Here is a 10,934-nt window from a genome sequence, read left to right on the forward strand (position 1 = left end):
ATAACGGCCGCTTATTTAGGTATGCCTGCCACGCAGGAAGCGTGACAGGCGGGAACAAGAGTAAACCGTGGCGACGATCCGCCGCGCCGCGCGCGTTTGCGAAGGATCAGGCCGCCAGCGAAATCGACACCGGCGCGTTGGCCTCGCAGGCATCCAGCGCGCGGCCCAGCCGCACCATGCCCTCGGCGATCTGAGCCTCGTTCATGGTGGCGAAGGACATGCGCATGGCGTGCAGGTCGGCCCGCGCCGCGTCGGCGTAGAAGGCCTTGCCCGGCACGTACACGACTTCATGCTCGATGGCGTAGGGCAACAGCCGCGTGGCGTCGATCTCGCCGGTCAGGCGGGCCCAGAAGAACATGCCGCCCTCGGGCTTGCTGAAGCGCACGCGCCCGTCCAGCTCGCGCGACAGCGCCTCGGCCATCGCATCACAGCGCAGGCCGTAGGCGGCGCGGATGCGCGGCACATGCTCTTCGTAGCGACCGTTGGCCAGGTATTGCGCCACCACTTCCTGAATCCAGGCCGAGCAGGCCATGTCGTCGGCCGCCTTGGCGCTGACGCAGCGACCGCGGATCGCGGGCGGGGCCACCAGCCAGCCGATGCGCAGCCCCGGCGCCATGGTCTTGGACATGCTGGCCAGGTAGACGGCCCAGTGGCGGGCCTCGCCCTCGGCCAGCGCGGCGATGGGCGGCACGGCCTCGCCGGCGAAGCGCAGCTCGCTGTAGGGATCGTCCTCGACGATCAGGAAGCGATGCTTGACCGCCAGCTCCAGCAGTCGCAGACGGCGCGCGCGCGTCAGCGTCGCGCCACAGGGGTTCGAGAACGAGGCCACCACGCACACGATCTTGGGCTTGACGCGCGCGGCCAGCTCATCGAGCGCGTCCACGTCGATGCCTTCCGGGCCGGACGGCACGGTGTGCACGGTGGCGCCGGTATAGCGCAGCGCCTGCACCGAATTCGGGAAAGCCGGCGTCTCGATGATGGCGTGGTCGCCCGGCTGCAGCATGACGCGCGTCAGCAGCGCCAGCGCCTGTTGCGAGCCGCCGGTGACGGCCAGCTCGGTGTCCGCGTCGCAGCGCAGGCCGCGCGCGGCCGACAGGCGCGCCAGCTCATGGCGCAGGCTGGCCTGGCCGTCGATGTTCGAATACTGCAGGCAGGCGCCCAGGCGCGCCATGACCTGGGACGAGGCCAGCGACAGGCCGTCCACATCGAACAGCTCGGGCGCCGGATAGCCGCCGGCCAGCGAGATCGTGCCCGGACGCATGGCGTAGGGCATGAGCGAGCGGATCGGCGAAGCGGGAGGATTCAGGAAGGGCGTGGCAAAGGCGTATTCGGGCGCTGCGCTGGACATGGCGGGACGATGGGCAGGAGGAAGGACCGTGTCGCCCGCGGGGCGGCGCCGGATGGCTTGAAACCTTGAGACATAAAGAAATGCCGATAAATTCTAAGCCTGCGAATTGCACAGGGTCAACGTCATGCCGCCCCTGTGTAGCGGAACCCGCCGCCACAGTCCTAAACTATGGGACATCGCATATTCCAGAGACCTGCATGACCGCCGCCGACACCATGGCCGGGCGCCTCGCCCAGATCCGACTACGCATCGCCCAGGCCTGCCAGCGCGCCGGCCGCGACCCCGGGGAAGTGACGCTGCTGCCCGTCAGCAAGACCTTCGGCGTCGACGCCATCCGCGCAGCCATGGCGCTGGGCCTGAACCGGTTCGGCGAGAACAAGACGCAGGAAATCCGCCAGAAGGCGGCCGCCCTGTCGGGGGAGGGGCTGCAATGGGTGCTGATCGGCCATCTGCAGACCAACAAGGCCAAGGACGCCGCGCGCGACGCCACCGAGGTGCAATCACTGGACCGCCTGGACCTGGCCGAGGCCCTGCACCGCCGGCTGGCGCAAGAAGGCCGCACGCTGGACGCGCTGGTGCAGGTCAAGACCTCCAGCGAGCCCAGCAAGTACGGCATGGCGCCGGAAGACGTGCCGGCCTTCCTGCGCCGCATCGCGTCCGACTTCCCCACGCTGCGCGTGCGCGGCCTGATGACGCTGGCCGTGAACTCGCCCGATCCCGCCGAGGTGCGCGCGTGCTTTCGCGCATTGCGCGAACTGCGCGACCGGCTGCGGCTGGACCTGCCCGCCGGCGTGTCGCTGGACCGGCTGTCGATGGGCATGAGCGGCGATTTCGAGCTGGCCATCGAGGAAGGCTCGACCGAGGTGCGCATCGGCACGGCCGTCTTCGGCGCCCGCAGCTATCCCGAGCCGCAATAGCCGGACCTCCTCGCGCGCGCCCGGGCGGCCGGATGCCGCGCCGCAGCGCCTGAAAAACCGCAACCATGCGCCGAAACGCGCAGGCATAATAGCGGCGCAAAACAGCGCGGCCGCGCCAAGCGGCGCCCGCCCGCGCATCCATATCGATCCCGCACGAGGAGACACCCCATGCACAAGCACGCGAAGCGCCTGTTGGCGCTGGCCGCCCTGTCCCTGGCCGCCACTGCTGCCAGCGCCCAATCCTGGCCCACCCAGCCGATCCGCTGGATCGTGCCCTACCCGGCCGGCGGCGGCGCCGACGTGGTCGCGCGCACGGTCGCCGGCGGCATGGAAAAACCGCTGGGCCAGACCATCGTGGTCGAGAACCGCCCCGGCGCGGCCACCATCATCGGCGCGACCGCCGTGTCCCAGGCCGAGCCGTCCGGCTACATGATCGGCACCGCCGATTCGGGCACGCTGGCCTTCAACCCCTCGCTGTACGCCAAGCTGTCCTACGACCCGTCCAAGTTCACCTACATCGGCGGCATCGCCAAGTTCCCGCTGCTGCTGGCGGTGAATGTGAACTCGCCGTACAAGTCGGTGGCCGACGTGATCGCGGCCGCCAAGAAAGAGCCCGGCAAGCTGACCGCCGCCTCGGCCGGCGCCGGCTCGCCCCACCATCTGGCGCTGGAGCTGTTCAAGCAGCGCACCGGCGCCGAGCTGCTGCACGTGCCCTACAAGGGCGCCGCGCCAGCCATCCAGGACCTGCTGGGCGGACAGGTGGACGTGATGTTCATCGATCTGGCCGCCGGCCTGCCCAACGTGAAGGCGGGCAAGCTGCGCGTGCTGGCCGCGGCCACGCCCGCGCGCGTCGCCGTGCTGCCCGACGCGCCGACCATGGCCGAGCAGGGCGTGGCCAACTTCACCGCCTACGCCTGGCAGGGTCTGGTCGCGCCGGCCGGCGTGCCGGAGAACGTGGTCAAGAAGCTGTCGGCCGACCTGGACGCCACGCTCAAGACCCCGGCCGTGTCGCAGAAGATGATGGACATGGGCGTGATCCCCATGCCGCTGTCGGCGCAGGAATTCAGAGCCTATGCCGACCAGGAGCGCGCCGCCTGGGCGGACGTGATCAAGAAGGCCGGCATCAAGCTCGAATGAGCGCGCCGGCATGACACGGGACGCGGCCTTCGGGCCGCGTTTTTTTTCGTCCCGACGTTTTGATGAACTCTTGAGCTTGCTTCCGCCGCTTTCATGCGCTGGCTCTAATCGCCGCAACCATCGCACGATGCGCATCAATCAGGAGTCTTCATGAAAGCCCGCGTTTTCCTTTCCCTGGCCCTGGCCCTGCCGGCCGCGGCCCACAGTTTCACCGTGCAGATGATGCACGTCACGCCGGAAGGCATCGGCCAGCTTGCCGGCACCGTGGTGATCGAGGACAGCGCCGCCGGCGCGCGCCTGACGCCGGACCTGCGCGGCCTGCCGCCGGGTCCGCACGGCTTTCATCTGCACCAGAACGGCGACTGCGGCCCGACCGTGGTTGACGGCAAGGCTACGCCCGCCGGCGCGGCGGGCGGGCACTGGGATCCGGCCGGCCACGGACATCACCTGGGGCCTCAGCTGGGCCACGCCGTCGGCAAGGGCCACCAGGGCGACCTGCCCCGCCTGGAAGTTTCCGCCGATGGCAGCGTCCACGGCGCCGTGGTTGCGCCACGCCTGAAGGCCAGCGACTTCAAGGGCCGCAGCCTCATGATCCATGCCGGCGGCGACAACTACAGCGACACGCCCGCGCCGCTGGGCGGCGGCGGAGCGCGCATCGTCTGCGGCGTCGTGCACTGAACCTCCGCGCCGGGCAGGAAGCCGCGCCGGCGCGCGTCAGGCCGGCGGCAGTTTCACGGCCATGCGCAGCTGCTCCGCGCAGGCGCGGCCCTGCTCGACCGCCTTGCCGAATGCGTCCGACATGATTTCGGCGTGGCTGAACCAGGCGGCTTTCCTCACCGACTTGTAGCGATAGCGGTAGCCGGCGTCCGTGGGTTCTCCGTCCAGGTCCAGGTCGAACCAGGATGAGCGCAGCGTGCAATGCAACGCAGGCGACTCGACGGTCGCGCCCGTGAGCGTCACGTCATACGAGGCCGTCTCCGGCGATCCCAGGTAGAGATCGCTCAGCTGGCCGGAGCGGCGATAGCGCGCGAACGCTTCCCACTCGTCGGTCATGTGATGCACCTGCGCACGGACATAGTGGTCGCCCACGCGGTCCAGCGCCTTCAGGTCGACCAGCTCGGCGTCGATGCGGTACGCGGAAGCCATGACGAAATCACTGGACTCGCGCCGCAAGGCGCAGTCGCGGTTCTCCGACGCGAAATGGCGGCACAGGAGCTGATCCATGCCCACCCTGCCGTGCTGGCGATCGCCCACGCTCAACTCCGCCGCCGACATGCCCGACAGCACGACGGAAGAACGGACCTCGGCCTGCCCGTCACGCAGGAAACGCTCGTGGCGGACGACGGCCGCTCCACCCTTCGGACTCGCCAGAGCAATATCCTCGCGGTGCACGGCGCCCGCGCCATCGATCACCAGCGCCCAGCGCTGCTGGATATCCGGCATGGTGAAGCCCGGCACGAACACGGGATTGGTGGGATCGAGCCACCAGGTCTCGCCGTCGACCTCGGCGCGCACGATGGCGTGATTGGGCGCGGACAGGCCGGGCAACAACAGCTCCGGCGCGACAGTGCCGCGCGCCACCAGCGCCGGCTCGGCCTTGATGCCCGCGCCGCGCAGCATGGCCGTCAGCAGGATGGCCAGATCCTTGCAGTCGCCGTAGCCGTGGCTTTCGATTTCCTGCAGGGAAAAGGGAATCTGGCCGCGCTCGGTGCCGCGCCAGTCGCCCAGATAGCGATAGCGATCATTGATGTGCCGCATGAGGCCGGCGACGGCCTGCCGGGGCGCCTGGTCGCGCGCGGCTTGCGCCGCCGCCGCGGCGGCCTTGGGCAGCGCGGCGGCCAGGATCTCGTTGTAGCGCGCGGCGAAGGTGCCGAAGTAGTCCTGCGCCGCCGTGGCGCTGCCGACATCCAGGCGCGGCGAGCGCCGCAGATAGCCACTGTCCGGCTCGTCGACGTAGGCGAGATAGCGCGGCGCGCTCTTCAGGTCGACGACGATATGCTTGCCGTCAGGGGAAGCCTGGACCTGGAAATCCTCCATGGCCTGCGCGCGCCAGGTCATCGGCCGATCGGCGCGGAATTCGGCATGGAAGCGGTCCTGCCGCACCGGGCGCGGCGCCTGCTCCATCACGTAGTGGAACTGCGTGGCGTGCGGCACGGCGGCAAAGCGCTCGCGCAGCGTATAGACGATGGTGCTGCCGACCCGCAGATTGGGAAAGGCCAGCGAGGTCTGCTTTTGCCGCAGAAAGCCCTGTTCCGGATTGGGCGCCATCCGCGTGTCGATCTGCGCCGCGTCCAGCGCAACCGGCTTTTCACCGGGCTGGATCACCTCGGCGCGCACCACCTCGAGACTGTCGTTTTCCGCGTAGCTGCGATCCACGCGAGAAATCAGGTCGCGCCCGGACAGCGTCAGGATGGTGTAGCGGTAAGTGCTCAGGCATTCGGTGCTGTTGTCTTGTCCGAAGCGGCACTGGAATTCAACATCTCCGGCCAGGGGCGCTTCGGATACGGGCTGCAGCGCGGCGGCGGCGGGCAGGCTGGTCGCCGCCAGGAAGGCGGCCAGGATCGGGGTGCGGGGGAAACGGGGCATCAAACGGCGAGCCATCAAAAAGTAAATTGAGACTCAATGTTATTTGATACATAGTAACCATACAAGCCATCGGCCGCCGCTGGCGTCGCGCAAAGCAAAACGCCCGGCGGAACCGCCGGGCGTTTGCAAGACAGCGATACCCGCCGGCAGGCGGGCGCGTGACGGCTACACCAGCACGCGCTCGATGCCGCCCGCGTTGGCGCGGCGCACATAGTCTTCCATCCAGCCTTCGCCCAGGATGTGGCGCGCCATCTCGACCACGATGTAGTCGGCGTCCATGCCGGTGTCGCCCTCGTAGCGCGACAGGCCCTGCAGGCAGGACGGACAGGACGTCAACACCTTCACGTCGCCGTTGTAGCCGTCGCCGCGCAGCGTCTCGGCGCCCTTGAGCAGCTCTTCCTGCTTGCGGAAGCGCACCTGCGTGGACACGTCGGGCCGCGAGACGGCCAGCGTGCCGGACTCGCCGCAGCAACGGTCGCTCTTGATGGCGCCGTCGCCCACCAGCGAACGCACGGTCTTCATCGGATCCTGCAGCTTCATGGGCGTGTGGCAGGGGTCGTGGTACATGTAGCGCACGCCCTTGGCGCCGTCGAGCTTGATGCCCTTTTCCAGCAGGTATTCGTGGATGTCGATCAGGCGGCAGCCCGGGAAGATCTTGTCGAACTCATAGCCCGACAGCTGGTCGTAGCAGGTGCCGCAGCTGACCACCACGGTCTTGATGTCCAGGTAGTTCAGCGTGTTGGCCACGCGGTGGAACAGCACCCGGTTGTCGGTGATGATCTGCTCGGCCTTGTCGGTCATGCCGTTGCCGCGCTGGGGATAGCCGCAGCACAGGTAGCCCGGCGGCAGCACGGTCTGCACGCCGGCGTGCCACAGCATCGCCTGGGTCGCCAGGCCCACCTGCGAGAACAGGCGCTCGGAACCGCAGCCGGGGAAGTAGAACACCGCCTCGGTGTCGGCCGAGGTCGTCTTCGGATCGCGGATGATCGGAACGTAGTTGGCGTCCTCGATGTCCAGCAGCTTGCGCGCGGCCTGCTTGGGCAGGCCGCCCGGCATCTTCTTGTTGACGAAGTGGATGACCTGCTCGCGCAGCGCCGGCTTGCCCACCGTGGCGGGCGGCTGCGCGGTCTGCTTGCGCGCCAGGCCCGACAGCAGGTCATGCGCGGCGCGCTGGATCTTGTAGCCCACGCCCACCATGGCCTTGCGGGTGGCGTTGATGGTGGCCGGATCCTTCGCGTTCAGGAAGAACATGGCGCTGGCCGTGCCGGGGTTGAACGACTTGCGGCCCATGCGGCGCAGCAGCGCGCGCATGTTCATGGACACGTCGCCGAAGTCGATGTCCACCGGACAGGGCGTGTAGCACTTGTGGCAGACCGTGCAGTGGTCGGCCACGTCCTCGAACTCTTCCCAGTGCTTCAGGCTGACGCCGCGACGGGTCTGCTCTTCGTACAGGAAGGCCTCGACCAGCAGCGAAGTCGCCAGGATCTTGTTGCGCGGCGAGTACAGCAGGTTCGCGCGCGGCACGTGGGTCGAACAGACCGGCTTGCACTTGCCGCAGCGCAGGCAGTCCTTGATGGATTCGGAGATGGCGCCGATATCGCTCTGCTGCATGATGAGCGATTCGTGTCCCATCAGGCTGAAGCTGGGCGTCCAGGCGTGGCGCAGGTCCGCGCCGGGCATCAGCTTGCCGGCGTTGAAGTGGCCGTTGGGGTCGACGCGGCGCTTGTATTCCTGGAACGGGGCCAGCTCGGCCTCGGTCAGGAATTCGTACTTGGTCAGGCCGATGCCGTGCTCGCCCGAGATCACGCCGTCCAGGTCGCGCGCGATCTGCATGATGCGCTCGACGGCCGCGTGGGCCTCGCGCAGCATGCCGTAGTCATCGGAGTTGACCGGGATGTTGGTGTGCACGTTGCCGTCGCCGGCGTGCATGTGCAGGGCCACGAACACGCGGCTCTTGAGCACGCGGCCATGGATGGCGACGAGTTCGTCCAGGATGCGCTTGCCGGCCGCGCCGGAAAACAGGCGCTGCAGGCCCGCCAGCACTTCCACCTTCCAGGACACGCGGATGGTCCGGTCCTGCACCACGTCGAAGACGCGGGCGGCGGGCTGCGCGGCCAGACGGTCCGACAGCGCGCCTTGCAGCGCGCCCAGGCCCAGCCCGCCCAGTTCGGGCAGCGCCTGGATCAGCGGCAGGTCCAGGTTGTCCAGCAGCCACTGCCAGCGCTGGCGCGCGCCGGCCAGCAGTTCCTGCGCCTGGCGCGTGCGCTCGGCCAGCACCTCGGCGCGGGTGATCTCGGCGTCGGCCGCGTCCTCGGCCTTGCCCACCGGCAGCGGGCTCGCCAGGTAGGCGTCCAGCTCGGTCAGCAGCCGCAGCTTGTTGCTGGTGGACAGCTCGATATTGATGCGCTCGATGTGATCCGTGTACTCGCCCATGCGCGGCAGCGGGATCACCACGTCTTCGTTGATCTTGAAGGCGTTGGTGTGGCGCGCGATGGCGGCGGTGCGCGAACGGTCGAGCCAGAATTTCTTGCGCGCCTCGGCGCTGACGGCCACGAAGCCTTCGCCGTGGCGAGTATTGGCCAGGCGCACCACTTCGCTGGCGGCCGCGGCCACCGCGTCCTCGTCGTCGCCGACGATGTCGCCGATCAGCACCATCTTGGGCAGCACGCCGCGCTTGCTCTTGGTGGCGTAGCCCACCGCGCGCAGGTAGCGCTCGTCCAGATGCTCCAGGCCGGCCAGGATGGCGCCGCGCTCGCGGCCCTCGCCGTCCAGGTAGCCCTTGACCTCGACGATCGACGGAATCGCGTCGCGCGCCTGGCCGAAGAACTCCATGCAGACCGTGCGGGTGTGCTTGGGCATGCGGTGCAGCACCCAGCGCGCCGAGGTGATCAGGCCGTCGCAGCCTTCCTTCTGCACGCCGGGCAGGCCGGCCAGGAACTTGTCGGTGACGTCCTTGCCCAGACCTTCCTTGCGGAACACGCGGCCGGCGATCTCCAGCGTCTCGGTCTTGAGCAGGCGTTCGCCGGGCTTGCCGCGTCCGTCGAACCACTTGAGTTCGAAGCGCGCCACGTCCACGTCGTGGATCTTGCCCATGTTGTGGGCCAGGCGCGTGACTTCGAGCCAGTTGCCGTCCGGATCGACCATGCGCCACCAGGCCAGATTGTCCAGCGCGGTGCCCCACAGCACGGCCTTCTTGCCGCCCGCGTTCATGGCGATGTTGCCGCCCACGCAGGACGCCTCGGCCGAAGTCGGGTCCACCGCGAACACGAAGCCGGCGGCCTCGGCGGCCTCGGACACGCGCTTGGTCACCACGCCGGCGCCGGCGTGAATCACCGCCACAGGCTCGGTCAGGCCGGGCAGGATACAGGACTCGACCTTGCCCAGCTTGTCGAATTTCTCGGTGTTGATGACGGCCGACTTCCAGGTCAGCGGAATGGCGCCGCCGGTATAGCCGGTGCCGCCGCCGCGCGGCACGATGGTCAGGCCCAGCTCGATACAGGCCGTGACCAGCGCGGCGATCTCGTCCTCCGAATCCGGCGTCAGCACCACGAACGGGTACTCGACGCGCCAGTCGGTGGCGTCGGTCACGTGCGAAACGCGCGACAGGCCATCGAACTTGATGTTGTCGCGCGCGGTGATGCGGCCCAGCGTCTTCTGCGCCTGCTTGCGCAGCATGGCGGTCTGGTCGAACTCGCCCTCGAAGGCGGCGATGGCGGAACGCGCCCGCGCCAGCAGGCTCACGACCTTCTCGTCGCGCTGCGGATCATGGCCGGCCTCGGCCGGCGTGCCCGGCTCGCGGCGGCGGTCGATCTCGCCCACGCGATGGTTGAGCGCGTCGATCAGCTGCTTGCGGCGCTTGGGATTGTCCAGCAGGTCGTCCTGCAGGTAGGGATTGCGGCGCACCACCCAGATGTCGCCCAGCACCTCATACAGCATGCGGGCGGAACGGCCGGTGCGGCGCTCGCCTCGCAGGTCGCTGAGCAGGCTCCAGGCGTCTTCGCCCAAAAGCCGGCCCACGATTTCCCGGTCGGAAAACGAGGTGTAGTTGTAAGGAATCTCGCGCAAGCGCGCGGGTGCGGCGGGCGGCAACGCCCCGGTCAGGATGTGGCTAGCGAGTGGGGCGTTCATGGAAGCGCAAGAGTGGGCCCTTAAAAAATCATTTTATGCCATCGCGCGGCCCGGCCCCGAATATCCCCGCCGGCGCGCCCGGCAATACGCGTGCGACTATTGATACGTCCCTTTATTTTCGGACAAATCCGAAGCGTCAGAGCGGCCCCGGGAAGAACCACAACAGGCCGGCCGTCATCGCCACGTAGCGCAGGAACTTGCCGATGGCCATGTAGGCCACGCAGGGCCAGAATGACAGCCGCAGCCACCCGGCCACGGCGCACAGCGGGTCGCCCACGACCGGCAGCCAGGACAGCAGCAGCGCCGGCGGACCCATGCGGTGCAGCCAGGCGTGCGCGCGCTGGTTCCAGCGGCCGCGCATGCGGCCGTCGGGCCCGGCATCGGGATGGGACTCGTGGGGATGGGGGTGTTTTTCCTTCCAGCGCTGCACCGCGCGCTCGGCGGCCAGCCCCATGGCATAGCTGATCGCGCCGCCGATGGTATTGCCCAGCGTCGCCACCAGCACGGCCGGCCAGAACATGTCCGGCGCCAGCTTGATGTAGCCGAACACCGCCGGCTCGGAACCGAGCGGCAACAGGGTCGCGGACACCAGCGAGACCGTGAAAATGGCTGACAGCCCGACGGACGGCAAGGCCAGCACCGTGAGCAGCCAGTGGATGGCGGACAACAGACTTTCTTCCATGATGCGCGAGTGTAGCCGCGACCGGCCCGGCGCGCCGTCCAAGCCGCCGGCCGCCCCGCGCCACGGCCCCGCAAGCCGCGCCGGGCCTGGCTGCGGGCCGGTTTCCCTATGGTAATCTGCCCCACCCCCTCCCCCC

Annotated in this window: 7 protein-coding genes; 3 read left to right on the forward strand and 4 right to left on the reverse strand. The window is 68.6% G+C overall.

The features are described from left to right. Nucleotides 1–106 precede the first annotated feature (106 nt). On the reverse strand, nt 107–1,348 hold the full coding sequence (locus AC6LJ5_RS23135) for an aminotransferase-like domain-containing protein (RefSeq protein WP_103271466.1): 1,242 nt from the start codon (nt 1,346–1,348) through the stop codon (nt 107–109). Between the two features lie 197 nt (nt 1,349–1,545). On the opposite strand from AC6LJ5_RS23135, the gene AC6LJ5_RS23140 reads away from it, so the two are divergent. From AC6LJ5_RS23140 to sodC, 3 genes are all read left to right on the forward strand, one after another. Then, a complete protein-coding gene (locus tag AC6LJ5_RS23140) occupies nt 1,546–2,265 on the forward strand; it encodes a YggS family pyridoxal phosphate-dependent enzyme (RefSeq protein WP_103271467.1) in 720 nt (239 codons plus the stop codon). A gap of 168 nt (nt 2,266–2,433) precedes the next feature. Further along, on the forward strand, nt 2,434–3,402 hold the full coding sequence (locus tag AC6LJ5_RS23145) for a Bug family tripartite tricarboxylate transporter substrate binding protein (protein WP_103271468.1): 969 nt from the start codon (nt 2,434–2,436) through the stop codon (nt 3,400–3,402). A gap of 150 nt (nt 3,403–3,552) precedes the next feature. Then, on the forward strand, nt 3,553–4,080 hold the full coding sequence (sodC, locus tag AC6LJ5_RS23150; protein ID WP_103271469.1) for a superoxide dismutase family protein: 528 nt from the start codon (nt 3,553–3,555) through the stop codon (nt 4,078–4,080). A 36-nt stretch (nt 4,081–4,116) separates the two neighbouring features. Here sodC and AC6LJ5_RS23155 read toward each other — a convergent pair whose 3' ends face one another. The 3 genes from AC6LJ5_RS23155 to AC6LJ5_RS23165 all read right to left on the reverse strand — a co-directional run bounded on the left by AC6LJ5_RS23155 (nt 4,117) and on the right by AC6LJ5_RS23165 (nt 10,798). Further along, nucleotides 4,117–5,988: a DUF3857 domain-containing transglutaminase family protein gene (locus AC6LJ5_RS23155; RefSeq protein ID WP_498141732.1), complete on the reverse strand. Its 1,872-nt coding sequence runs from the start codon at nt 5,986–5,988 to the stop codon at nt 4,117–4,119. 165 nt (nt 5,989–6,153) lie between these two features. Next, the gene (locus tag AC6LJ5_RS23160; RefSeq protein WP_103271471.1) at nt 6,154–10,116 is read right to left on the reverse strand and encodes a DUF3683 domain-containing protein; all 3,963 of its coding nucleotides are present in this window, start codon (nt 10,114–10,116) and stop codon (nt 6,154–6,156) included. Between the two features lie 136 nt (nt 10,117–10,252). Continuing rightward, complete coding sequence (locus AC6LJ5_RS23165) at nt 10,253–10,798, reverse strand: YqaA family protein (RefSeq protein WP_498141733.1); 546 nt, start codon at nt 10,796–10,798, stop codon at nt 10,253–10,255. Nucleotides 10,799–10,934 lie beyond the last annotated feature (136 nt).

Source organism: Achromobacter sp. 1011791174 (assembly GCF_059760925.1).

Coding starts and splice junctions, on each gene's coding strand:
- AC6LJ5_RS23155 (WP_498141732.1), bottom strand. CDS start 5,988: ATGCCCCGTTTCCCCCGCACCCCGATCCTGGCCGCCTTCCTGGCGGCG.
- AC6LJ5_RS23140 (WP_103271467.1), top strand. CDS start 1,546: ATGACCGCCGCCGACACCATGGCCGGGCGCCTCGCCCAGATCCGACTA.
- AC6LJ5_RS23165 (WP_498141733.1), bottom strand. CDS start 10,798: ATGGAAGAAAGTCTGTTGTCCGCCATCCACTGGCTGCTCACGGTGCTG.
- sodC (WP_103271469.1), top strand. CDS start 3,553: ATGAAAGCCCGCGTTTTCCTTTCCCTGGCCCTGGCCCTGCCGGCCGCG.
- AC6LJ5_RS23145 (WP_103271468.1), top strand. CDS start 2,434: ATGCACAAGCACGCGAAGCGCCTGTTGGCGCTGGCCGCCCTGTCCCTG.
- AC6LJ5_RS23135 (WP_103271466.1), bottom strand. CDS start 1,348: ATGTCCAGCGCAGCGCCCGAATACGCCTTTGCCACGCCCTTCCTGAAT.
- AC6LJ5_RS23160 (WP_103271471.1), bottom strand. CDS start 10,116: ATGAACGCCCCACTCGCTAGCCACATCCTGACCGGGGCGTTGCCGCCC.